This window comes from Simiduia sp. (assembly GCF_058345725.1).
The window spans coordinates 23,455-46,447 of the sequence record NZ_JBTUOC010000019.1 but is presented as its reverse complement, the minus strand read 5'-3'; the positions used below and the strand labels follow the sequence as shown (position 1 = coordinate 46,447).

The window sequence follows — 22,993 nt, the reverse complement described above, 5'->3', positions numbered from 1 at the left end:
GCGGTTCTAACTGGACTACCTTCTACTTGCAGTGCAACGTGCGCTGATTCCGCTAAAGGCGCAGAATAGTAAAAAGGCGACCCCCAGGGTGTCGCCTTTTTGGGTTTAAACGCGTCGAGTACTTAGCGCAACTTGCCAAATACAGTCACAGCGGTTCCCTCGGCTAGCGCGCTGCCCGCCAAGCCCGGCACATGGGTAGCACCGGTTGCATCGGCTAAACGCGTCCAGCTACCTGTGGGCAGATTTATGTACTGATTGGCGCCGCTGTTATACACCACAAATAAGTCGTGGCTATCGCCTGGGTAGGTGATGTGCGCCGTTACAACCTGACCTCCAAACTCAGCCGGCCGCCCCACCGACAGATACTGCGCGATTGCATTTTGATCTGTTATACGCAGCCCGGCGTGGGCCCTTCGCAATGCAATCAGGTCGCGAAAATAAGTAAAGGTCGCGGCATTGTTCTGCTTGTTGTGCCATTTAATACTGTTAAAGCTGTCGGGCGAATTGTAACTGTTGTGGGTGCCGCCGTGCTGACCGTAATTCCACGCTGCGGGATTAGCCATCTGTTCATTCTGCGTTTTGGTGCGCAAAAACTCATCGCCGGCGTGCACAAACGCGATACCCTGGCTGGTAAAGATTTGCCCCATACCAAAATTCACCACGCGCTTGGGATAGGCGAGATCCGCGGGCGGCGTTAAGCTCAGCACCTGGTGCGAGCTGTTTTGAACTACATTGGTAGACAGACTCAAATACACTTTGTCCCACAAACCAAAGTTATCGTGCGCTGAAATGTAGTTGATACTTTGCTCCGGGTCAGCGGTAAAATTACGAAACCAGGTACCATTGCGACTGTCGTTGGCATTATAAGGTGAGCCGCGCAGACCGTCGTAGATAGCCCAGCCACTATCGGCAGGTGTTAAGTTGTTAAACATGTAGCCGGTGGCGGTACCATCATTATTACCTTTTAGCGCCTCGCGGTAGGCGCCATTAAAAACGCCCACATGTTCTTCAGCCATGAACCGCGTGGTGCCGTAGCGCACGCGCTGCCCCTCTTTGGGGTCGGAGGCATAGCCGTTCCAAGGCTCGCCGTAGAGCAACAAATTGCGCTGAGGAAAGCGGCTATTGAGATGGGCGCCCCACTTTTCCACTTCGGCGTGGGAAAAAATACCAATCAGGTCAAAGCGAAAACCGTCAATGTTGTACTCGTCCACCCAGTAGGCCAATGAGTCCTGAATCATGCGGCTAACCATTGGCACATCTGCATCGATGGCATTGCCAGTTCCCGACAGGTCTGTGGGCGTGTAATAGCGGGTAGAAATATTCTCGAACATTTCTTTGCTGTAGGTGTGGTTGTACACCACATCCATAATTACCCGGATACCGGCCTTGTGCAGTTCATTCACCAGGGTTTTGAATTCGCGCACACGGTTTTCATAATCCGTGGGTGTTTGCGAATAGCGGTCTTCCGGGACATTGTAGTTGCGCGGGTCGTAACCCCAGTTATAACAGGGATCTGAATCAGGGAGTCCATCGCAGGTGGCGTAGTCGTACACAGGCAGCAGCTGTACGTGCGTAACGCCCAACTCCAGCAAGTGATCAATCCCCGTTTTAACCCCATTGAACGCCGTACCAGTTTGTACCAGGCCCAAGTATTTACCGCGTTTGGCCGCATCGACCCCAGAACTCACATCGATTGTGAAGTCGCGCACATGCAGCTCGTAAATTACGGCCTCTTCGCGCGTATTTAATTCAGGCCTTTGCGCCCAGCCCCCGGCGGGCTCGATACGCGACATATCCATCACCACATTGGTGTCGCTCTGCGGTACTGCCATCTTGCCGTAGGGGTCGCGCACGCGCTGCCCGTTAACGGTGAAATAATAGCGCGCCAAGTGCAGGTCGCCTTCCACCTGCACCTGATAGACATCGGAATAGCCGTTGAAGTTGGCCACCTTGGCCATGGGGTAGGTGACGTTATTGAGTACCAATGCAATCTGGTCAGAGTCTGGCGACCACAGCGAGAAGATGGTCGACGCAGCACCGTAAACAGCGCCCAGCGTCGTAACTTGCGCCTCGCAGTGCGGCGTGCAGGACACAGGCTCCAAGCTGTACTGGCGAGTTTGGTCATTCACCGTCAATAAATAGTCGCCCGTGCCCAGCACATAAATATCAGCACCGGTTTGATCCAGCACGCCATCGCCACCGTTGTCGCCGTAGTTAACCGACCAATCGCCGTGTACATCCAGCTTGTAGCGCTGGTTCGCCTGGCCATCGAGCGTGACGGTCAACATCCAGGTGTGATCCGCCACCAACGACAGTGGCGCGGCACCCCAATCATTGGCAGTACCGCGAAAATTCAACGACGGCCAATTACTGACAAAACCGTTGCACTGTGCCACGGGGGTAGCGCTGATCGCTTTGGTTGTGCTGTCAAACGCAATTTCATAGGCAGTATTGGCGCTCACCGAAAAATCCGCCGCCGGATAGCTCTCCAGCCAATCGCCCAGCCGATCTATTTTGAATCGCGGGCCACCGCTGCTATCTCCGGCGCCAAACTGCTGGCACGTCGTTAAACTATTGGCACCGGACGGAACCAGTGCCGTAGTCCCCCAGCCATTAGTGGTTCCACGAAAAAACCAGTCGGCGTGCGCCTGGCTGACAACACCTGTTGCCAGCAGCACCATTAAGGATAAACAATATTTCATTATTCTTTGCCTCGCTTATTCACTTCAGATACAGGCCATCGACGCCAATTTTTCCCGGGCCGTTTAACACCCAAATTCGCGCACCGTAGGCCGGCACGTTAAAATTCAACTGCCCGTTATTTACCGTTTTTGTGGCGCCAGTCACCAGATCCACGTAGCTGCCGTTGGCAACAGACGCGACGTTGATGGACTGCCCGCTAGCGGCGGCAAGACCGACCACTGCATAGCTGCCTTCGCCAGACAGGTCGCGAATAAAACTCATACCGGCCCCCCATTCATTGACCTGACTCATCGGCGCTTTTTGCAATGCCGGCACGGCCTTGCGCATCTGATTCAAACGCTTAATGTGCTGATAGAGGGGATGGCTCTGAGTGGCGGTAAGGTCGTCGAGATGCGGTCCAAAATAGGCGCGACCGGTTTGGTCAATCGTGTCGTTGGCGCTGGCAATGTCTTGCGGCAGCCCGGCCTGAAACATGATTTCTTCACCGTAGTAGAGGGTGGGAATACCGCGCGCCGTCCACAATAGGTTGTACACCATGGCGGCGTGGGCCTGATCGCCACCAAAGCGGTATTTGAAATCATTGTCCGGACCGACGTCGTGATTTTGAAAAAACGTCACAAGCTTGGTGGCATCGCCATAGATCCAATCCATGGAAAAGATACCCCCCACGCCGCCAAAATGGCCGCGCGTCACATTGTCGCGAAAGGTCGAAAACAGCGAGAAATCCAGTACGGATAAACCGGAATCGCCACCAGCGTTCGGGTTGGACGGGTCTTGCGTGGTGCGGGTATACCACCAGGGTCGAATCACGGCCGAGGCATTGTCGTTCGCAATTTCAGAGCCCCAACCCGTACCCTTCACTAAGTTTTCGCCAAATACAAACAGCCCCGGCTTGTGCGCTTGCCAATTGTGAATATAGGTAAGCAGCTCGTCGCGCTCAACATGCTTTAGGGTATCGACGCGAATGGCATCCACGCCCATATCCAGATAGCGTTGAATTGCGCTGTTGAGGTAATCCTTCACATTTTGGTTTTCGGTGGCCAAGTCAATGGTGTCGCCGGCCATGTGTTTGCGCTGCAACGCGGTGGGATTTTCCCAATCGCCACCGGCCATGAAGCCATCCAGGTGGTACCAGGCGGGGTCCAGCGTCTGGGCATCAATTCCAAAGAAACGACTCGGGTTGTAGCCCGCCTGCGGCACGGTGACACCGGTTTTTGGATCGATCAAAGGTTCGATACCCTCTGGATCTGACTGACAGCGCGCGCGATACCAGGCCGGCGCAAGGTTGTTGTCGTCGTCACAGCGGTTAACGGTGAGGTAATCGCCCAAATTGCCTTGATAGGGGCCGTTATCAATCATGCCTTGGCTGGCGCCCGCGGGAACGTAGTACTTAATGGGCAGGTGATCAATCCACACCTGATTGCGCAAGCCGTATTGGCTGGAGTGATTAATTACAACATCCTGAATCACCTTCAAGCCCTTGGCGTGGGCGGCGTCAATAAAAGCCTGATAGTCCGCGTCGGGCGACTCGAGTCGCGGATCAATTTTGTTAAAGTCGTAGGCGTGATAGCCGTGATAATCCAGACCGGAACGGTTTTCCACCGGAGGCGTAATCCAGATGGCGGTAAAACCCAGGTCTTGGATGTAATCGAGCTTTTGAATCAAGCCTTTAAAATCGCCGCGCCAGTGCGGATCGCCAGCTTTGTAGCGATCGCGGTTGTAATAGTTGTTGCTGCTATCGCCGTCGTAAAAGCGCGCAGTCATTAAAAAGTAAATGGTTTCCGCCCGAAAATCGCCCGCCACGCTGTTCTCGCCAATGCGGTATTCGAAGGCTTGCCGTTGTTCATTGCCGCTGGCGTCTACCGCCAGAGTGCGCAGACGGAAATCGACACCCTCACCCACATCCTGAGCCAACAGCGATTGACCGCTGTACATGGACGACGCCGTAGTTGGCGCCGAGCCGTCCAGTGTGAAATACACTATGGGGTGCGGGTCTTGGTTATCGGTGACGGTCAGACTCAGCGACTGCGACTGCGCATAGCTGCCGGCTGGCGGCGTAACAGCGACCTGGGGCGGCTGGCTATCTGCGCCTTGCAGCAGCACAACGTCCAGCGCTTTGGTCTGAGCATTAAAGCAAATGTTGTATGCATTATTAGGCGCTACGGTGTAATCCTGCGCCGGATAATTTTCCGTCCAATCGCCATAGTGATCCACCTTAAAGCGCGGGTTGTTGGCGCCAAAAGATTGCTCGGTACAGAAACTCACCCCATCTTCGCTGTCCATGGCCGTTGCCCCCCAATTGTTGGGCGTGCCCCGAAAAAACCAACTGTCCGTGCTGGCATCTTGCACCTGAATGATGACGCTGTCGGTACCAGTCGCACCCAAATCATCGGTGACGGTCAGAGTCACTGCAAATTCGCCCACGCTGGTCGCCACGTATGTCAGCTGCGGTTGATCGCCGCCACCGCTCCAGGCATAGCTGGCGATCAGACCGTCGGCATCGGTGGAGCTGGCACCATTCAGTGTCACTTGATCACCCACCGTCAATTGCAACGTACCGCTGGGTGAAATGACCGCTATGGGCGGTTGATTGCTGCTACCTAAGGGACTGACGCTATAGGCCAAGCTTTGGTCGTTCACCGTCAGCCGGTAGTTGCCGGCACCGGCGATATACACATCCGCGCCACCGGCATCCAGCACACCGTCGTCATTGGCGTCGCCGTAGTTGTTGCGCCAATCTCCGCCGACATCAAACTTAAAGCGCTGATTGGCTTGCCCATCAAAATACACATCCAGCTGCCATTGGTGGTCTGCCACCAGCGCCATTGCCGAGTTTGACCAACCGTTAAATGTGCCTCTGCCGTATAGCGAGGGAAAAGTTTGCGTAAAACCGGAAGGCGCGCAATTTGCCACCGCCTGCTGTGTAATGGTTTGAGTCTGCGCGTTAAAAGTAACCTGTACAGCACCGCCTGCTACGGCAGCTTGATCTGCTGCCGGATAGCTCTGCGTCCAATCGCCCCAGCGATCTATTTTAAAGCGCGGCCCGCCACCGCCATCGCCACCGTCAAACACTTCGCAGTGGCGAAAAATATCATTGCCAAGCGCCTCCATAGGCGACGCCGCCCAGCCATTGGGCGTACCTCTGAAATACCAGTCTGCACTGGCGCTAAACGACAGCCCGGTACCGGCAATCGCCAGCAGAGCAAGGGGTAACAGTTTCATTGCTTTAGCCTCTAATTATTTTTTTAGGCTTGGATTTCTAACCGACAATCATCGCGCAGCCACAAGGACCGCTGGTAGGACGCTTACATTCACTCCATGGGAAAGCACCAGCTAAGGCACTCAGGGATACAGGCTTCTGAGGCAAATACGCTCAAGCCAAAACACTGTGACTTGTCGAGGGCATTGTGGATTAATGAACCCTCTGCCCCAAAGTGTCGGGTCTACACCGCGCCGGACGCAAGCCAAAGCGCCATGAATACGTATTCATAGCAGGCATCGCCAGTCGCTAAAAAGTCAAGCTGAACCAGTGCACCAACTGAACCAAGGCTATACTAAGAGATAAGTGATTCGCTCGTGAGACACCGCTGATGACGGCCACCTACGATTCTACGCAGCACCTTATGCAGGCCTGTTTTACTCACACCGGCGCGATCAGGTGCAGCCCATCCCTATGCTCACGGTACGACCACAGCGCGCAGTCGCTATTGGCAATTTTTTGTGCTGGGCGAGGCCGCCATGATTAAAGTCTACACGGCGCCCGATCTGTTCTGGCTGCAACATGCGCGCAACCAACTCGACTTTGCGGGAGTAGCCACGTTTGTGCGCAACGAATATGCCGCCGGTGCTCTTGGCGAACTTGCCTTCGTCGATTGCTGGCCTGAATTGTGGGTGACCGACACGTGCAGTGCCGTAAAAGCAAAGCAGGTACTAATGGACCTGTTTGACGATAGTGCCGCCGACGGGCCCGAACGGCTGTGTCGCTATTGCGACGTTAGTTGCCCAAGCAATTTTCAGCGCTGCTGGCAGTGCCAGTGCCCGCTGGATTGCGCGAATTCATCATAACCGTTGCACGCACTCACAGCCCTAGTCCCTGAGGGGCAGCTCCACATCGCGTTCGAGGCTGGCATCGCGCTGCCCGCGCCATTTTGCCCAACACCAATGGGGCAACGGTTTCAGCGGGGTTTTAGACTGCGTAGCAGACTGTGTTAATGGCCACCGCCCGGTAAACGCAACTCTAAAATCCCAGCTAGATAAACCTAGCTCTATGAATCTAGTTCTATGAATCTAGCTATGTGAATGTCGTTGTATGAACGTCGGACGGTGAAACTGTTACGCACATGCAGCGAATGGGGTACGCCGATCAGTTACTTTTTTGCAGTGCACAGATGTAAGTGATCTCACAAGCATTGTGTGGCGTATACCCTGTTAATGGCCAGGCGCCAAACGTGTCGCCCGGCAAGGAGTACAGCAATATGCATATTTTAATGACCGGCGGTACCGGGCTAATCGGCCAGGCAATTATTAAGGCCGGCTTGCTAGCGGGCCACCACTTTACCCTGTGGGTTCGCAATTACGCCAAAGCCTCGCGATTGTTCGGCCAAAAAGTGGCATACATTGATTCGGCCCTGCAACTTTTACACCTGGACACCGTCGACTGGGTAATCAACCTGGCGGGGGAACCCATTGCCGACCAGCGCTGGCGCACCCATCGAAAACACCAGTTGCTGGCATCGCGGTTGCAAATTACTCGCGCACTGGCGAGCTGGATCAACCAACAAACCAACCGCGAACTGGTGTTTTTATCTGGCTCCGCCACGGGCATCTATGGCGACACTGGTACTGCTTTGGTCGACGAGAATACGCCGCTAGAGGGCGCCAATGATTTTGCCAGTAATCTATGCCAACAATGGGAGGCCGAGGCCAACAGCGCCACGCGCTGCCGGAAAATTGTGCTGCGCACGGGGCTAGTACTGAGCGCACAAGGTGGCCTGCTGCAACGTCTTAAGCCCGTTTTCACTTGGGGGTTAGGCGGAAAACTCGGAGCTGGCCGGCAGTACATGCCGTGGATTCACATCGACGACTATGTGGCTGCTCTGTTTTATTTAGGGCAGCAGCCAGGGGCTACAGGCAGTGTCAATCTCTGTGCGCCGAATCCGGTTAGCAATGAGGAATTCACACGCACTCTGGCCGCCCTACTGCACCGGCCGGCCTGGCTACATCTGCCCAGCCCAGTGCTCAAGGTACTGTTGGGCGAGTTATCCCAGTTGTTGCTAACCGGTCAGCGCGCGCGTCCCGCGCGCTTGCTCGACGCCGGTTTTGCGTTTGGCTACCTGCAACTGTCGGATGCGCTAGCCATGTTATTATGTCGCCCCCAAAACACTATCGCTCGACACACATGACGTCACAACACACTCGCGAAGCCTTTGGCATTCAATATCTGACCAGTTCACATAAAGACATTCGACGCTTGCGTAAAGCTCAGGGCGTGGCCCAACTGCACGGCAACAAAGTGTGGAAATCTGCGCTGGTGTTAATGGACTATTTGCGAGAATGCCCGTTTGAACAGGGGAGCCGCGTGTTAGAGCTAGGTTGTGGTTGGGGCCTTAGCGGCATTTTTTGCGCTAAAACATTTAACGCCCAGGTGGTCTCGCTGGACGCAGACGAATCGGTGTTTCCCTTTGTCGAATTGCATGCCGCCTTGAATGGCGTCACCCTCCACACCTACTGCGAACGTTTCGAGCACCTAACGGTGGAAGCCCTGTCCGGCTTCGACGCTATCATCGGTGCCGACATTTGCTTTTGGGATGAAATGGTGGGACCACTGGAACACGTACTGGATTGCGCACTGGCGGCAGAAGTAGGCCGCATTGTGTTGACCGATCCCGGCCGGCCCACCTTTCGGGCGCTGGCCAGCGCCATGGAAGAGAGTTATGAGGATGTGGTTTACACCGATTGGGACGTGCCAGAGCCGCACAATCTCTGGGGCTTGGTGCTGGATATCTAGCGACTACATCTGCCTATCTAAAAGCACAATCCGCGAGCGCCGCCCATAAAAAAACCCGCAATAGCGGGTTTTTTTTATGCCTGAAATGCCTCAGATTTTTTCTTCGTAGGGCACCAGGGCAATGTTATACACATCGGCCTCGCGCGCGGCATCGGCAATGGCTACGTACATTTTGGCCGTAGACTTTACATGGGCCCGCACAACAACGGCTGCTTTGGGGTGCTCGGCGTGCATACGCTCGATGTTAGCTCGCACAGCGCGCACATCAATGCGACGATCTTCCATCCAGATTTCATCGTTGGAGCGAATGGTAACCACAATGGAAGGGTTGTCTTCATCTGGTGGGTTTTGCTGTTCGTTTTTGGGCGGAATAGACGTATCGATAACCGACTCTTTAACAAACGAAGCGGTTACGATAAAGAAAATCAACATGATGAAGACCACGTCGAGCATGGGCGTCAAATCGATTTCTGAATTATCTTCTGCATCGCCGTGCTTTCTTCTACGACTCACTTTTTATTCTCCTCAACTCACGGCAATCGCCGCGTCTGTTTACCACGATATTCCGGCCCAGCGCGCGCTGTTAACCCGATAACCACCAATCTCAGCCCGAGCCGTTCAGCTCCAAGCGCAATGGGCGGGTACGATACCCACTAAGCCCCATCGCAGGCAAGCCCCTATTGTGCCCCAAGTCGGGCCTATCAGTCACTAGAGCCCGGGCTAATCGCGGGAAATCCGTCTAATTTGCCGGGCAAAATTGGTCAAATAACAGCCAATCACACTTTAACAGCCCAGGAACTACCGGTTAACGCCGGCGTTTGACCCGTTCAGCCACCTTGGCCCGCTCGTCCAGTTTAGCCAAAATAGCGGCCATTTCATCAGCCTGTGCAGCCACACTGGCCTCTTTTTCAGCCTGACGAGCGGCTTTTTGCTCGGCCAGCGCGGCCTTAATTCGTCGTTCGCGCGCTGCGGCGCTCTCACCCTTTGCCGCACGCGAAGCCTGAGCCGCGACACTGCGCATGGCGCTGGTCCCTTTCTTAGGAGTTTTTGCCGGGCTTTTACGCTGCGACAGGCGCCGCGCTTCGATCGCCGCCATCACGGCCTTCATGTCTGCCGCCTGCGACGTACTGCGCGAATCGCGCAGTACCGGTTTTTCCACCGCCACTTTCACACTGGGTGCCTTAATCGCTGCCGGTTGGTTGGCTGCCGGCGCCGCCGCTTTGGCCTGGGCTTCGCGCCGATCGGCCAGCCAGCCGTCCACGTCGTCGTCATCCGATTCGGTAGCAACCTCAGCTTCCAGTGCGCGGGTATCTACTACGGGCTTCTTCACTTGCCGTACAGCGGCTTTAATTAGCTCACCGCCCAGCTCCTCCGCTGCTTCCCGACACAATTGGGCCAACTCGCGGGCCGAATCAGCTTCTGCATACTCGGCGACCTCAAAGGCCGTCACGCCGTCGGCGCGCAAGCAGTCAAACAAAGGCCCAGGTACATTTTCATCGGCCTGCGTCACCAGCATGGCCCAATGAAAATCCAAGTCTACCCGACAGCTACCCACGAATACCCGCCCGGAAGGCTGATGAGTGGCAGAAAAAACGATCACACAAATACCTCTGTCTCTTTCAAACAAGCAAAGGCGCGGAATTATATAGCTCAGCGTGAAAATCACCAGATTGACAAACCCGAAAAGGTCTGAAAAACGACAATGAGTTGGAATTGCGCGGGCTGAGTGATGTACCACACATTAAGTGCCTCACTCGCCGCTTTTACAGAGAATCATTGCACAGGCCGTCAGCACCTATCTTCAGGCTCAGACCGGCGCTACACAGCGCTATGCCCACAATGGTTAACCCCCACGCACGGGACTGAACTCCAACTAAAAGGCCCGGTCTTTTTGGCTGGCCAATGGCGTCCATTTTGTATGCATCTAGCGCCCGCCACCCGCGTCCAATGCTCGCGCTTTCGCAGATTTCACACTGCAAAAAACGCGCGGCCGACAGGCAATGTCGTCAGACAACTTTTACAGCGCCGCAAGTCAGGTATTACATTAGCACTAGTGGTGCCCAGGGCCTGCAAGTCAACGCGCTGACCTTTCCGCTGAGCGCCATCTTCTTAGCTCATTTTTGTAAGACCCTGCCACTAAGTTCTTTCTTCTATATATAGAAGGCTGTTCTTGGGCATGCACCTGGATGCCTGAGCAAAAAACGAAATGCTGTCTGGCGTGCAGAAAATCGTCTAGCGGGCGGGCGCCGAGGCAGTGCCAACTGCCAACACATTGGAAGGCTAACAGGGCGTTCGAACCAAACGGCTGATATCGGACGGCGCCCCGTCGATTCTTGCACTCAGTGAAGAAACAAATCCAATTGATCGGTCGCCGTACGGGCCGGATCAATAAAACGCACGCCCGCCCCCAATAATCGTACGGCTAAATTTTGGCGTTTAAGCGCCTCTAACAATAGCGTCTGAAAGGTCGCCTCGCTCACATCGGCCGTCACGCGCTCTAAGGTAGTGCTGGTGAAGTCGGAAAACTTTACTTTGACAAAACACTTATGTACCCGATAGTCGCCGTGCAACCGTTCCAGTCGCTCAGTCAATTCCGCCACGAGCGACGGCAACTTTTCAATACAGGCGTGATCGCCCACCAAATCCTGCTCATAGGTATGCTCAACACTCAGTGATTTGCGAACCCGGTGGGGCTTAACCGGCCGGTCATCCTCACCGCGGCACAAGCTGTATAACCGCTCACCAAAACTGCCAAAACGTTCGACCAGGTCCAGCAATGACCACTGCTGCAAGTCCCCACAACACTTAATTCCCAGCTCAGCCATCCGACCAGCTGTTACCTTACCCACCCCAAAAATTTTACCCACCGGTAAGGCCGTTACGAAGTTGGCAACCTGCTCCGGCCGCACTACAAATAGGCCGTCGGGCTTACGCCAGTCACTGGCCACCTTTGCCAGGAACTTATTGGGCGCAACACCGGCAGACACCGTAATACCGATTTCTCGCTTTACTGCTGCCCGAATGGCTTCTGCAATCCGAGTCGCGCTGCCCTGTAGTGCCGGGCACTCGGTCACATCCAAATAGGCTTCATCCAACGACAGCGGTTCTATCAGGGGGGTATAGCGCGTAAATATTTCCCGCATGGCCTGCGACGCCTCGCGATAGGCTTCAAAACGGTGCGGCACCAGGGTCAATTGGGGACACAACCGCAATGCTGTTTTGCTGGCCATAGCCGAGCGCACACCAAAAGCCCGGGCCGCGTAATTACAGGTAGAAATCACACCTCGACGATCAGGATCACCGCCTACGGCGATGGCCTTACTTCTCAACGTCGGGTTATCACGCATTTCCACGGCGGCGTAAAAACAATCGGCGTCGATGTGAATTATTTTTCGAGACATTCGCCCTCCTGATACTGTAATTATATACAGCAAAGATTTTGGCACCAACAATCCTTTTGCATTTGGGACTCTATTTTCTCACAGAGTCCCAAGGTGCTTCGTCAATGAAATACGGCGAAATTTTTTGCTCCGGCCACGCTTCCGCCCACCCCCTTGAACTGTCCACCGGATGAGTTCGCGGCGGATATCCGCCAAGCAATGGCAACCCACCTGCGGGTCTGGCCGTAAAATTCATCGACAATATCAATTAATCAACCAATTTGAGGACTCAATATGCCCTGGATTTTTGGCCCACCAGCGACGAAAATTGCGCGCCCGAAGGGGCCTGCTTTATGTTCGCTCAAGGTTTTGGCTAGCCACGCAAAACCGGTGGCTGAATGCGTATTTTTCTTAACAAAGGTCAACTCTGGGGCAATTTCGATATTTTTTTGGTTTTTTTTACAAATAAGTTCGTTTTTCGTCGGATTTTTTTTGTAATTTGCTTGAATTTTCACCACAATTGCTTAACTTATACACGCCTAATTATTTTTAGCTAACAGCTGGCAAATTTTTCACAAAAACAACCAAGGAAACACACCATGGCTGCACGTAAAACCAAAGCTGCTAACCCAGTTGCAGAACTGCAACAACAACTGGCCAAAGTTCAAGCGGATCTGGCCAAAGCTCGCGTTAAGCAAGAAGCTGACGCCGCCAAAGAAATCGCTGCTCTGACCAAGGCAGCCAACAAAGCTGCTGCAGATGCCAAGAAAGCCGCATCTGCCTTAGCCGCCGCCAAGAAAAAGAAGAAATCTGCCGCTTCAGTTAAAGCTGTAGCCGCTGCTTCAGCAAAAGCTGCCGCTGCTAAATCTGCCGCTGCCGATGCCAAAGCCGCCGTTGCCGACGCCAAAGCCGCGCTGAAGGCGATCAAGGCCGACAACAAGATTGCCGCACAGCTGGACAAGGCCTACGCCAAGCAACAAGCTGTAATCGCCAAGAAGAAGAAGGCAGCAGAGAAGAAAGCCGCCGCCAAGGCCAAGGCTAAAGCCAAGAAAGACGCTGCCAAAGCCAAAGCCAAAGCCAAAAAAGACGCGCTGAAAGCCAAGGCCAAGGCCAAAGCTCAAAAAGCCAAAGAGAAGGCCAAGGCTAAGAAAGCCGCAGCCAAAGCGAAAGTAGCAGCCCGTAAAGCCGCCGCTAAAGAAAAAGCCAAAGCCAAAAAAGCTGCCGCCAAAGCCAAATTAGCCGCCAAAAAGGCCGCTGCCAAAGAAAAAGCCAAGGCTAAAAAGACCAAGGCACCTAAGAAAGCTAAAGCCGCTAAGCCCGCAACTGCCAAGCCTGCTAAAAAAGCCAGCGCCAAGCGCGGTCGCAAGCCAAAGGCTGCCTAAGCACAGATGTAAGTCAGGTGCCTCGGCACCTGACTTATTTCTTCACCTCGCCGTTACCTCCCCCCCGCTCATTTAATAAGAAATCCGCAAACAACCGATTGGCAACTGACCGGTAGCTGTCTTTTCGCCACGCAATACCCAATTGCAAGTTGAACGATGGCTTAAAGGCTATCGCCTTCAAGCCAGGCTCTTGCTCCGCCACCCGCGCCAAAGCAAACCCAACCGCACCACGAGCCAAAACCAGGCTCATCATTAGACGCAGAATATTGGTCTCCAGCGCTATTGTCGGCGTCAGTCCTAATTGCGCGCATTGCTTATCGACCAGTTCGCGCAAATAGTAGCCTTCACCGTAAAGTGCCAAGGGCTCAGCTGCGAAGGTTTTAAAGTCGATGGCCGTTTGCGCAGCCAAGGGATGATCTTGCGCCACACACGCTACTATGGGCTCGTCGATTAAAGGATGCGCCTCTATGGCGGGTGACACCTTGTGCAGATTAATCATGGCCATGTCGATCTCGCCGGCCAATAATTGCTCTTGAGCCCGATTAGTACCTTCACCCGTCACCTGAAAGTTAATGCCAGGGTAGCGAGCGCGAAACGCCGCAATTTGCTCGGGTAAATAATAGGACCCCAGCATCGCCGACGTTCCCAGTCGAACGGTGCCCCGTTGCCCACCTTTTAATTCCTGCAACTGCAGTTCGGTTTGCTGAAACTCGTACAGCAGAAACTTCGCCCGCTCATACAGATGCTGCCCCTCCGCCGTCAGCTTAATTTTCCGTTCGGCTCGATCGAAGAGCGTCACGCCGAGCGATTGTTCCAGTTTCTTAACGGCAATGCTCACCGCAGATTGGGCAATATGCAGCTGCTCTGCCGCTGCGGTGAAACTCCCTGTGTGCACCACACTGCTAAACACCTTGAGCTGTCGAATATCCACTGTGCCTCCCAAAACAATCTCAATATGAAATGATTATCATATATTTAATATATTTTTTATATAGCTCTCCCATTGCTATACTCTCGCCATTGGCTATTGATCGCCGGACTCCTTCACCCTTTCCCGAGGCATGCAAGCATGAGCGCACAACAACATTGGTCAAAGCACTTTGACTGGGCTGATCCCTTTATGATGGATCAACAACTCACTGAAGAAGAGCGCATGGTGCGCGATACTGCCCGCCAGTACGCCCAGGCAAAACTCCAGCCGCGCGTTCAGGAAGCCTACCGCAACGAGTACACAGACCCGGCAATCTTCCGAGAAATGGGCGAGTTGGGGCTGCTGGGCTCGCCACTGGAGGGCTATGGTTGCCCCGGTGTCAGCTATGTGAGCTACGGACTGATCGCGCGCGAAGTGGAGCGCGTTGACTCGGGCTTTCGCTCCATGATGAGTGTTCAGTCGAGCCTGGTAATGTACCCCATTTACGCCTACGGCTCAGAAGCCCAGAAAGAAAAGTACCTGCCCAAGCTGGCCACCGGCGAATGGATAGGCTGCTTCGGTTTGACCGAACCCGATCACGGCTCAGACCCGGCGGGCATGGTAACTCGCGCCCGAAAAACTGACGGCGGTTACAAGCTTAGCGGCGCCAAAATGTGGATTACCAACTCCCCCATTGCCGATGTATTTGTCGTGTGGGCCAAAGACGACGAAGGTGTGATCCGCGGATTTATTCTAGACAAGGGCATGAAAGGATTAAGCGCACCTAAAATCGAAGGCAAGCTGGCATTGCGTGCATCGATTACCGGCGAGATTGTGATGGACGAGGTGTTTGTCCCCGAAGAAAACCTGTTGCCAAATGTCACCGGCTTGAAAGGACCTTTTGGCTGCTTAAACAGTGCCCGCCTGGGTATTTCCTGGGGCGCGCTGGGTGCTGCGGAGGCCTGCTGGCACTCGGCCCGCGAATACACACTCGAGCGCAAGCAGTTTAATCGCCCCCTGGCGGCCAATCAGTTGATTCAGAAAAAGCTAGCCATTATGCAAACCGACATTAGCCTTGCCCTGCAGGGGTGTTTGCGCGCGACGCAACTGAAAGACGCCGGTCAATTGGCACCAGAACTTATTTCGCTACTCAAGCGCAACTCCTGTGTAAAAGCCCTTGAGATTGCTCGCGAAGCGCGCGATATGCATGGCGGCAATGGCATTTCCGACGAGTACTCCGTCATGCGTCACATGATCAATTTGGAAGTCGTAAATACCTATGAAGGCACACAGGATGTGCACGCGCTGATCTTGGGACGCGCGCAAACCGGTATTCAAGCCTTCTATTAATGTACTCCGGGCCGGCAATCGCTGGCCCGCTCTTCCCGCCGTGCCAATCAAAAGTGGAGCCCTTCATGAATACCCCGCTCGCAGGCGTTCGCGTATTGGATTTATCCCGCATTTTAGCCGGGCCCTGGGCCGGGCAACTATTAGCCGACCTGGGTGCAGAAGTCATTAAAGTAGAGCGCCCAGGCGCCGGCGACGACACCCGCCAATGGGGGCCGCCCTACCTGAAAAACGCGCAGGGTGAAGACGCCGAGGCGGCCTACTACCTGGCCGCCAACCGGGGTAAACAATCCATTACCGTAGACATCACCCACCCCGATGGTCAGGCGTTACTGCGCGAATTGGCAAAAGAGGTGGACGTTGTCATTGAAAACTACAAAGTCGACGGGTTAAAAAAGTACGGCCTGGATTACGCGAGTTTACAGATCATTAACCCAGCACTTGTTTATTGCTCGATTACCGGGTTTGGCCAAACCGGCCCCTATCGGGATCGCGCCGGCTACGATTTTATGATTCAAGGCATGGGCGGACTAATGAGTATCACCGGCGAAGCCGACGGCAAGCCAGGCGCAGGCCCGCAAAAGGTGGGCGTGGCAGTGACCGACATTTTCACCGGACTGTACGCCACTATCGCCATCCAGGGCGCACTGTTGGAACGGCACCGTTCTGGGCTGGGGCAGTATATCGACCTGGCGCTGTTTGATGTGCAAGCCTCGGTGCTCGCCAACCAAGCCACCAACTATTTAGTGGGTGGCGTCACGCCACAGCGCATGGGTAACGCGCATCCGAACATTGTGCCCTACCAGGCGTTTGCCACGGCCGATGGCTATATTATTTTGGCCATTGGCAACGACGGCCAGTTTAAGAAATTTTGCGACATTGCTCAGCTGCCCGAGCTGGCCCAAGATCCCCGCTATGCCACCAACCCTGCACGGGTGGCCAATCGCGATGCGGTATGCGCCAAGGTTGCCGAGGCACTTGCACAACGCGACAGTGATTATTGGCTGCGCGAACTGTCGGCGCGCCAAGTACCCTGCGGACCCATTAATTCCATTGACCAGGTGTTCAACGACCCCCAGCTGTTAGCGCGCGACATGCGCATCCGAGTAACACACCCCAGCGCCGGCGACATAGAGCTTGCGGGAAATCCCATCCACTACAGCCGCAGCCAATTACAGCAGTCTGTACCGCCACCGCAGTTAGGTGAACACACGTCGCATATATTGCGAGAAAAACTGGGTTTGTCGGCAGACGCAATTCAAGCTCTGCGCGACAAAAAGGTCATCGATTAACAAGCTGTTCGCTGAGGCAGGTGGTTCGTTATCCGCCTGCCCAATGCATAGCGGCTACAGACGACGCGCCAAAACGCTAAGCCTAAATGCAATAGAGGAACTAAGGTGTGCGCCGAATATCAATACGGGTGCGCACGTCCACCAGACTGGTTGCTTCACACACCGCCAGGTAGCGCAATTCGACGCCCGCGGCATTGCGCGCATTGAAGCGGCGGCGCGCACTGTAGTGCACAACACCTTCGGCATCTTCCTCGGCCGCCATTGGTACAACCGGCTCCAGTGCATCCAGCCACACGAGTTTTTGCATAAGTTTGACATCGCTCTGCCATTGGTTCTGACAGGCAGCGTATATCGCCAGCGATATATCCGGTTCGGGCTCGGGCTCGAGCTCTAGCACCGCCTCCTCCTCCGTCGGCTCGGGTTCCGGTGGGCGAATAATGGCTTGTTCGTAGGATTCCAGCACCAAACCGTCAAATTTTTCCACATAGGTTGTCCGAAGGTTATCGCGACACATAATGGCAAATACCGGCTGCGTTTCACTGCTCTCTGCGCGGGCCAATTCCCCGCGGATCACTTCTGTGCAGCGCTCGGAGGCCAGCTGCATTTCGGCAATATGGCGCAGGTTCGACCAGTATTTAGTGTAGGAACTGGGCAGCCAAAGGCGGTCCAGATTGAGGGGCTTATCCGGGGTTTCGCTGACAGCTTCGGTAGCGGTCGACACTGGCGCGGTTGCCTCGTCCACCTGCTCATTGGCGTCTGTCAACGCGTGCCCTGCCTGCGCCCACCCAATCGCCGGCGCGATACAGCTAAGAAGCAGGAGTGTAATTAAGGGCCGTCGCATCTACTTCGCCAGCAGCGAAAACACATAGGCGTAGAGCAGCAACCGCTGCTCATCGCTCATGTCGGCAAACTCGATACCATAAATGGCGGGGAAATCGGCTTCTTGTTCCCGTGTGCTGCGCTCAATACGCGAACGAATCACGGCCGGCAGCTCCAGTTGACCTTGCAAGCGCGCGATAGTGACATCGCCGCTAATCGCAATGTGGGCACCCACCTCCCCCACTGACTGACTGAGCTCGATGCGCGCGCCCGATAGACTGATGTCAGAAATAAAGCCCTTGGCCGACACTGTGGTCAACCCCTGCGTCGATTGCACACTGATCGGCGTACGGCTTTCAACCCGTGTGGCGCCGCGCACTTCTTTAAAGCTCAGCTTGCTCGGATAACGCAAAAAAACCAGCGCGCGCGGTTGCGCATGAATCTGCTCCACAACAGAGGCAAAGGCCATGACACCATTACCCGCCATTATTTTGATCAGCAATTTTTGGCCCGAGCGCAACTGCGAAGCGCTGGCGGCCCGGGGTTGCGTTATGACAATCAGCTCGCCCGGCAAGCAGCCCACCAGTTTGCTGGCGTACTTAAAGGGCTCGCCACCTGCGCTGGTGCCTTCAATAGCGACGGGATAACCGTAGGGCAACTTAAACTCTTCAAACTTCATGACTGATCTTTCTGATTGTGTACCGGTTCATTCTAGCTGTTTACGCCCGCCTTTGCCGGTCTAATTCCCGCGCCTGCGCGAGCATAAGGTGACGGCTACTAGCCCCTAATGCCGTAGGCAGAAGAGCCTCGGCCTTTTATACTTAATTCATCCAATCCGCAGCTCATAGGCTCCACCATGCCACAGTTTCACCGCATTTCCGCAGCTGACGCTGCCGCCAAACGCCAACAACCGGGCACACACATTGTCGACATCCGCGATGCTCACAGCTATGCCGCAGGCCATATCGCCGGCAGCCAGCACCTAGACAACGACAGTTTCGCGCAATTTTTAGCAGACGCAGACAAACAAGCCCCGCTCATTGTGTGTTGCTACCACGGCAACAGCAGCCAAAGCGCCGCTCAATTTTTAACAGAACAGGGCTTTGCAGAAGTCTACAGTTTGGACGGCGGCTTTGAAGATTGGCGACTACACTACCCAAACGACTGCGCATCACAGGGCTAACACATGAGTGTCATCGTTATATTGTTGTTATTGGCTATTGTTTTTCTGTTGAGCCGGCTGCAGTTTTTACTCAAGGCTCAGCGCGATGATTTGGCAGATCTTCGCCAACAAGTCGCCTATTTGCGCACGGAGTTTCGCAAACCTGCCGTCGCCGCACTGCCACCCAGAAGTGACGTCGCGCCGGCACCGAAAGCGGCCGGCATTTCAGAGGAGCAACTAAAAACCGCCACCGAGCGTATAAACATCAACACCATTTCAAAAAACGGTCTGCAGAAAATTCCAGGGGTTGGCGCCACCTGCGCTCAACGCGTGATTGACGCCAGACCCTACCAAACCCTGGCGCAGCTCGACGCGGTAGAGGGCCTGACCAAAGCACAGCGCCACCAGTTAAAAATGCACCTTACCGTTTAGCGGCTTGATTGCGTCATCTTGTCGACCAGCTCGGGATTGGGCGCCGAGTGACCCTCTGCGGCCAGGGAGAGACTGCCAAACTGTTGGTTCCAATCCAATAAAAGGCGCGCAAGGGCCTGGGCCTGCTCGTAAATAGCGCGCAACTCTTCCCGGCCACCTTTTGCACCCGTGTAAAGTTTAATCGCGCGATGTTTAGACGCCAGTGGGTTTTCCGGGTAGCGCATCCGGTACACCTCCAGCTTCCAGCGCAAGCTGTGCACACAGTTGCGAAAATACGCCAATTTGGTGTTTAGACTAATGACCCCAAAATTTTCCAGCTCGCCAAAGGCTTTAAAGTCCGTACCGAAAACTACCACTTGCTTGCAATTGTGATCGGCCACTACCGTGGCAGAGCGCTCTTTTTGCACCAGCGCCGCCAAATCGCCAAAGACCTCGCCTGGGGTGATGTAATTAATAACCTGCTGCCCCTGTGCGTCGCTGGCGTAAACCGCTAACTGCCCCTTGAGCAAAAAATACAGCCACGGGTCGCGTTCGCCGCGGCGTAACACCACTTCGCCGGGACGAAATTCCACCAGGCGCGAATGGCGCAGTAACACCTCAAACTGGTGAGGGTCGTCTTGTTTAACAGCTTTATAAAAAGGGATGGGCGCCAAAAGAGATTCGAGAGCGGCTCTGGGAATCCGGTCTAGTAGCTTAATCTCCATGCAATACCTGCGTCGTCAAATGGATAGGATAGATATATAAAACCCCGTATAAGTTAGCACCAGTTGGTCTTAAGACAGGCCAAATTCAGTGCCAGCGCCCACTATACTGGTAGAGAAGTGGTGAGATTACACCACTAATTGTACCATTGTACTAAATATATCCCTATGCTGCTTGCGGGAGGCTTCCCATGCAACGCTTATACTACCTCGCCGACGACATTTCAGCCGCCGAACACCTCACAGAAGATTTACAAAGACAGGGCATTACACGCGACCACCTGCACCTAGTCGCCAACAACGATACCGAGCTCGAACGCCATCACATGCCCACAGCCTCGCCTCTGGAAACCACGGATCTATTGCCCGCCGGCGAAAGCGGTCTACTGGCGGGGGCCGCGCTGGGGTTATTAGCTTGTGTCCTGCTCTACACCGCAGGGATTGCCGGCGACGCGCCGCTGGCCTATGTGGGCCTATTCATATTTTGTACAGGTTTTGGCGCCTGGTTTGGTGGATTCGTGGGAATTGGGCGGCCTCACTACAAGCTCAACCCCTTCGCAAAAGCGCTCTCTAGCGGCAGCGTCTTGGTGATGATCGACACCCACGAGCAAGAGTCCGATCAAATTGAACGCTTCATGTCCCATCAGCCCCACGCTGCTCTGGCGGGCAAAGGCAGCACCTGGAACAATCCCCTACACCCTGCCCACCTGTAAACCAACAACAGCGGGTACCACCGGTGCCCGCTGCCACTGTCTCTCGGCCGCCGGCTCGGCCCCAAAATGCCTATTGAAGTTACGTCTAAACGCTGTAGAGTAAGCCTTTGGCATGATTACAAAAACCACAAGGCCACATAACGTTACGCTATATAGCGATTCAGCTGACAAAAACAGAGTGACTTTCCGCCATGACAATTCGCTTCCACCGCTGGCTACTGGCTCTTTGCGCCGGTCTCGCCGCTATGACACTTCAGGCAGAGCCGTTACTGAACGGTATTTCCCCCTACACCAAACTCGGCAAAGAGCAGTTTTTGGCCGGCCTGTATCTACCCGCTGGCACCACTGATGTAGGTTCGGCCTTAAACGTGGGTGGCGAGCGGCGCCTGGAGTTGCGCATCACCGCCAGTAGCGTGTCGGCGCGCAGCCTGAGCCGCATGTGGATTGAAGGTATCGCTATCAACATCGCCGGCGATCAACTGCAGGCCAACGCCGACGGCATGGTGGAATTTACCCAGCTCACTAAAGGGCGTCTGCGCAATGGCGATGTTTTGGTAATTGACGATATCCCCGGCGAAGGCATCAGCGTCAGTGTCAATGGCGTGGACATGGGTAAAATCCGTCGCGCCCCCAACCTCTTTAACATGTTGTTATCTACCTGGATCGGCTCGGTGCCCCTGTCCTCAGAATTCCGCGAAGGCGTCATGGCCGGTGCTGAAATCGATGCAAACCTGCTCGGACGCTATCGCGCTATCACGCCCTCCGAGGAGCGCATTGCCGAAGTCGAAAGCTGGAAGTCGCCCAAGCCCGCCGCTTCGGTTGCGGAGGCCAAGCCCGCTGCCCCTGCCGTAGCGACACCCAAAGTCAGCGCGCCCAGCGTCGCTGCTCCCACGCTGGCCGCGGCGGCAGTGGTCGCCAAGCCCGAAGTGACAGCACCAGCAGCCGTGGAAGACAAGCCTAAAATTGAACAGCCCAAGGTGGAAAAGCCCACGCCCGCACCTACGCCTACGCAAGTGGCAGCAGCCAAACCCGTCAATAATGCATTTTTAGATGACGAAGAGTTAGAGGAAGAGGAGGAGCCGCTGCTCACGGCCGCGTCGCTGGTGAGCCGCCAGTTGTATCACTCTAAATTGTTGCGCTGGACTTACAAGAATATCCGCTATCCTAAACGCGCGCTGCAGCGCGGTCAGGAAGGCTCCGTGCGTATTGCAGTGATCATCGACCGCAACGGCAAGGTGTTGAATATGCAGCCCTTAGAAGAGTCGCGTCATAGCCTGCTAAACTCTGAAGCCGTAAAAGCCGTGGAGCGCTCAGACCCCTTCCCGCCCATGCCGCAAGACCTGCAGGGCGAGCGCTTTGAGTTCACTCTGCCAATTACCTTCAGCATTCCAAAGGGTTAATCAACCACCCATAAAAAAACGGCCCAAACGGCCGTTTTTTTATGGGGTCTCGCCCAGCGCCGCCAACCGTTCGGTGATTACGCGCGCAATGGCCGCTCGATCCAGTGCCGACAGATCTGTCAGTTTTTCAAGATTCAGCGCATGCAAGTGCAAACAGGGGGTTGCGGCATCCATCTCGCGCAAATCGCCCTTCATGAGCACCGGTAAAAATGGCTGGCCAGCGGGGCGCTGCTGGCTCACTAGGCGAATACCCACCTGCAACGGCACCAGCCGCTCCTTAGTTTTACCACTTTTAAAGGGAATGCTCAGCAGTAGACTTTTACCTCGCCCAGGCACAATGTGCAGCCCCGTTGCCATGAGCGCCGCCGGGTCGAGATTATTAAAGGTGTCAAAATGCGCATAGGGATTGGGCAAAATCACGAGTTTACGGTTTTCTTCTCGGGGCACAAAAATATTGTAATTGGTATACAGTTGATTAACGGACTGGGAAAACACGCACAGCTTATTTTCAAACCCCATCACAAAGGCGTGCGCCCGCTCGCGTTCGGTGAACGTATCCAGATCCCAAACCAGGTCTTTATTTTGCGCCATTTGCCCTTTATCTCCATGGTAGCCGGCCACCGCCACAACACGGCGTCACTGCCCGTAGCGCGCATGTTGCAATCCGCGCTGCCCCCTGGCGCAACACCCGCCGCGCCGCCATCTGTGGCATCATAGTTAACCACTGCCTTCGAGTATAAAAGTA

At 54.8% G+C, this 22,993-nt stretch carries 21 protein-coding genes; 10 read left to right on the top strand and 11 right to left on the bottom strand.

Features of this window, described 5'->3' with window-relative positions:
• Positions 1-122: 122 nt before the first annotated feature.
• Positions 123-2,702, bottom strand: coding sequence for an alpha-amylase family glycosyl hydrolase (locus tag ACW8F6_RS04600; RefSeq protein WP_491574671.1), 2,580 nt, complete (start codon positions 2,700-2,702; stop codon positions 123-125).
• A gap of 19 nt (positions 2,703-2,721) precedes the next feature.
• Complete coding sequence (locus ACW8F6_RS04595; protein WP_491574670.1) at positions 2,722-5,925, bottom strand: alpha-amylase family glycosyl hydrolase; 3,204 nt, start codon at positions 5,923-5,925, stop codon at positions 2,722-2,724.
• Positions 5,926-6,441: 516 nt separating this feature from the next.
• On the opposite strand from ACW8F6_RS04595, the gene ACW8F6_RS04590 reads away from it, so the two are divergent.
• The 3 genes from ACW8F6_RS04590 (at position 6,442) to ACW8F6_RS04580 (ending at position 8,710) form a co-directional block, all read left to right on the top strand.
• The gene (locus ACW8F6_RS04590) at positions 6,442-6,768 is read left to right on the top strand and encodes a putative signal transducing protein (RefSeq protein ID WP_491574669.1); all 327 of its coding nucleotides are present in this window, start codon (positions 6,442-6,444) and stop codon (positions 6,766-6,768) included.
• A gap of 410 nt (positions 6,769-7,178) precedes the next feature.
• A complete protein-coding gene (locus ACW8F6_RS04585) occupies positions 7,179-8,105 on the top strand; it encodes a TIGR01777 family oxidoreductase (RefSeq protein ID WP_491574668.1) in 927 nt (308 codons plus the stop codon).
• Complete coding sequence (locus ACW8F6_RS04580) at positions 8,102-8,710, top strand: class I SAM-dependent methyltransferase (protein WP_491574667.1); 609 nt, start codon at positions 8,102-8,104, stop codon at positions 8,708-8,710. Before ACW8F6_RS04585 ends, ACW8F6_RS04580 begins: the two co-directional genes overlap by 4 nt.
• 90 nt (positions 8,711-8,800) lie before the next feature.
• Here the strand turns inward: ACW8F6_RS04580 and ACW8F6_RS04575 are convergent, their stop codons facing one another.
• From ACW8F6_RS04575 to ACW8F6_RS04560, 4 genes are all read right to left on the bottom strand, one after another.
• Complete coding sequence (locus ACW8F6_RS04575; RefSeq protein ID WP_491574666.1) at positions 8,801-9,223, bottom strand: ExbD/TolR family protein; 423 nt, start codon at positions 9,221-9,223, stop codon at positions 8,801-8,803.
• A gap of 292 nt (positions 9,224-9,515) precedes the next feature.
• A complete protein-coding gene (locus ACW8F6_RS04570; protein WP_491574665.1) occupies positions 9,516-10,310 on the bottom strand; it encodes a GIY-YIG nuclease family protein in 795 nt (264 codons plus the stop codon).
• Positions 10,311-11,049: 739 nt separating this feature from the next.
• Complete coding sequence (gene dinB / locus ACW8F6_RS04565; protein WP_491574664.1) at positions 11,050-12,111, bottom strand: DNA polymerase IV; 1,062 nt, start codon at positions 12,109-12,111, stop codon at positions 11,050-11,052.
• Positions 12,112-12,362: 251 nt separating this feature from the next.
• Positions 12,363-12,605: a hypothetical protein gene (locus ACW8F6_RS04560; RefSeq protein WP_491574663.1), complete on the bottom strand. Its 243-nt coding sequence runs from the start codon at positions 12,603-12,605 to the stop codon at positions 12,363-12,365.
• Positions 12,606-12,689: 84 nt separating this feature from the next.
• On the opposite strand from ACW8F6_RS04560, the gene ACW8F6_RS04555 reads away from it, so the two are divergent.
• The gene (locus tag ACW8F6_RS04555) at positions 12,690-13,472 is read left to right on the top strand and encodes a hypothetical protein (RefSeq protein ID WP_491574662.1); all 783 of its coding nucleotides are present in this window, start codon (positions 12,690-12,692) and stop codon (positions 13,470-13,472) included.
• 34 nt (positions 13,473-13,506) lie between these two features.
• On the opposite strand, the gene ACW8F6_RS04550 is transcribed toward ACW8F6_RS04555, so the two are convergent.
• Entirely contained in the window at positions 13,507-14,403 is an 897-nt protein-coding gene (locus ACW8F6_RS04550; protein ID WP_491574661.1) for a LysR family transcriptional regulator, read from the bottom strand.
• A 138-nt stretch (positions 14,404-14,541) separates the two neighbouring features.
• Between ACW8F6_RS04550 and ACW8F6_RS04545 the strand changes: the two genes are divergently transcribed.
• Both ACW8F6_RS04545 and ACW8F6_RS04540 read left to right on the top strand, forming a co-directional pair.
• Positions 14,542-15,732, top strand: coding sequence for an acyl-CoA dehydrogenase (locus ACW8F6_RS04545; RefSeq protein WP_491574660.1), 1,191 nt, complete (start codon positions 14,542-14,544; stop codon positions 15,730-15,732).
• Positions 15,733-15,797: 65 nt separating this feature from the next.
• On the top strand, positions 15,798-17,021 hold the full coding sequence (locus tag ACW8F6_RS04540) for a CaiB/BaiF CoA transferase family protein (RefSeq protein ID WP_491574659.1): 1,224 nt from the start codon (positions 15,798-15,800) through the stop codon (positions 17,019-17,021).
• Positions 17,022-17,121: 100 nt separating this feature from the next.
• Here the strand turns inward: ACW8F6_RS04540 and ACW8F6_RS04535 are convergent, their stop codons facing one another.
• A complete protein-coding gene (locus tag ACW8F6_RS04535) occupies positions 17,122-17,784 on the bottom strand; it encodes a hypothetical protein (RefSeq protein WP_491574658.1) in 663 nt (220 codons plus the stop codon).
• Positions 17,785-17,862: 78 nt separating this feature from the next.
• Entirely contained in the window at positions 17,863-18,519 is a 657-nt protein-coding gene (locus ACW8F6_RS04530; protein WP_491574657.1) for a flagellar brake protein, read from the bottom strand.
• A gap of 177 nt (positions 18,520-18,696) precedes the next feature.
• Between ACW8F6_RS04530 and glpE the strand changes: the two genes are divergently transcribed.
• On the top strand, positions 18,697-19,023 hold the full coding sequence (gene glpE / locus ACW8F6_RS04525) for a thiosulfate sulfurtransferase GlpE (protein WP_491574656.1): 327 nt from the start codon (positions 18,697-18,699) through the stop codon (positions 19,021-19,023).
• Between the two features lie 3 nt (positions 19,024-19,026).
• Positions 19,027-19,434, top strand: coding sequence for a ComEA family DNA-binding protein (locus tag ACW8F6_RS04520; protein ID WP_491574655.1), 408 nt, complete (start codon positions 19,027-19,029; stop codon positions 19,432-19,434).
• Here the strand turns inward: ACW8F6_RS04520 and ACW8F6_RS04515 are convergent.
• Complete coding sequence (locus tag ACW8F6_RS04515; RefSeq protein WP_491574654.1) at positions 19,431-20,138, bottom strand: cyclic nucleotide-binding domain-containing protein; 708 nt, start codon at positions 20,136-20,138, stop codon at positions 19,431-19,433. The two genes, ACW8F6_RS04520 and ACW8F6_RS04515, sit on opposite strands and share 4 nt — an antisense overlap.
• A 188-nt stretch (positions 20,139-20,326) precedes the next feature.
• On the opposite strand from ACW8F6_RS04515, the gene ACW8F6_RS04510 reads away from it, so the two are divergent.
• Together ACW8F6_RS04510 and ACW8F6_RS04505 are read left to right on the top strand one after the other, a co-directional pair.
• Complete coding sequence (locus ACW8F6_RS04510) at positions 20,327-20,848, top strand: hypothetical protein (RefSeq protein WP_491574653.1); 522 nt, start codon at positions 20,327-20,329, stop codon at positions 20,846-20,848.
• Positions 20,849-21,039: 191 nt separating this feature from the next.
• Positions 21,040-22,248: a TonB family protein gene (locus ACW8F6_RS04505; protein WP_491574652.1), complete on the top strand. Its 1,209-nt coding sequence runs from the start codon at positions 21,040-21,042 to the stop codon at positions 22,246-22,248.
• A gap of 39 nt (positions 22,249-22,287) precedes the next feature.
• On the opposite strand, the gene ACW8F6_RS04500 is transcribed toward ACW8F6_RS04505, so the two are convergent.
• Entirely contained in the window at positions 22,288-22,839 is a 552-nt protein-coding gene (locus tag ACW8F6_RS04500) for a hypothetical protein (RefSeq protein ID WP_491574651.1), read from the bottom strand.
• Between the last annotated feature and the right edge of the window lie 154 nt (positions 22,840-22,993).

Coding starts and splice junctions, on each gene's coding strand:
- ACW8F6_RS04540 (WP_491574659.1), top strand. CDS start 15,798: ATGAATACCCCGCTCGCAGGCGTTCGCGTATTGGATTTATCCCGCATT.
- dinB (WP_491574664.1), bottom strand. CDS start 12,111: ATGTCTCGAAAAATAATTCACATCGACGCCGATTGTTTTTACGCCGCC.
- glpE (WP_491574656.1), top strand. CDS start 18,697: ATGCCACAGTTTCACCGCATTTCCGCAGCTGACGCTGCCGCCAAACGC.
- ACW8F6_RS04555 (WP_491574662.1), top strand. CDS start 12,690: ATGGCTGCACGTAAAACCAAAGCTGCTAACCCAGTTGCAGAACTGCAA.
- ACW8F6_RS04510 (WP_491574653.1), top strand. CDS start 20,327: ATGCAACGCTTATACTACCTCGCCGACGACATTTCAGCCGCCGAACAC.
- ACW8F6_RS04545 (WP_491574660.1), top strand. CDS start 14,542: ATGAGCGCACAACAACATTGGTCAAAGCACTTTGACTGGGCTGATCCC.
- ACW8F6_RS04515 (WP_491574654.1), bottom strand. CDS start 20,138: ATGGAGATTAAGCTACTAGACCGGATTCCCAGAGCCGCTCTCGAATCT.
- ACW8F6_RS04580 (WP_491574667.1), top strand. CDS start 8,102: ATGACGTCACAACACACTCGCGAAGCCTTTGGCATTCAATATCTGACC.
- ACW8F6_RS04530 (WP_491574657.1), bottom strand. CDS start 18,519: ATGAAGTTTGAAGAGTTTAAGTTGCCCTACGGTTATCCCGTCGCTATT.
- ACW8F6_RS04520 (WP_491574655.1), top strand. CDS start 19,027: ATGAGTGTCATCGTTATATTGTTGTTATTGGCTATTGTTTTTCTGTTG.
- ACW8F6_RS04505 (WP_491574652.1), top strand. CDS start 21,040: ATGACAATTCGCTTCCACCGCTGGCTACTGGCTCTTTGCGCCGGTCTC.
- ACW8F6_RS04600 (WP_491574671.1), bottom strand. CDS start 2,702: ATGAAATATTGTTTATCCTTAATGGTGCTGCTGGCAACAGGTGTTGTC.
- ACW8F6_RS04585 (WP_491574668.1), top strand. CDS start 7,179: ATGCATATTTTAATGACCGGCGGTACCGGGCTAATCGGCCAGGCAATT.
- ACW8F6_RS04595 (WP_491574670.1), bottom strand. CDS start 5,925: ATGAAACTGTTACCCCTTGCTCTGCTGGCGATTGCCGGTACCGGGCTG.
- ACW8F6_RS04500 (WP_491574651.1), bottom strand. CDS start 22,839: ATGGCGCAAAATAAAGACCTGGTTTGGGATCTGGATACGTTCACCGAA.
- ACW8F6_RS04590 (WP_491574669.1), top strand. CDS start 6,442: ATGATTAAAGTCTACACGGCGCCCGATCTGTTCTGGCTGCAACATGCG.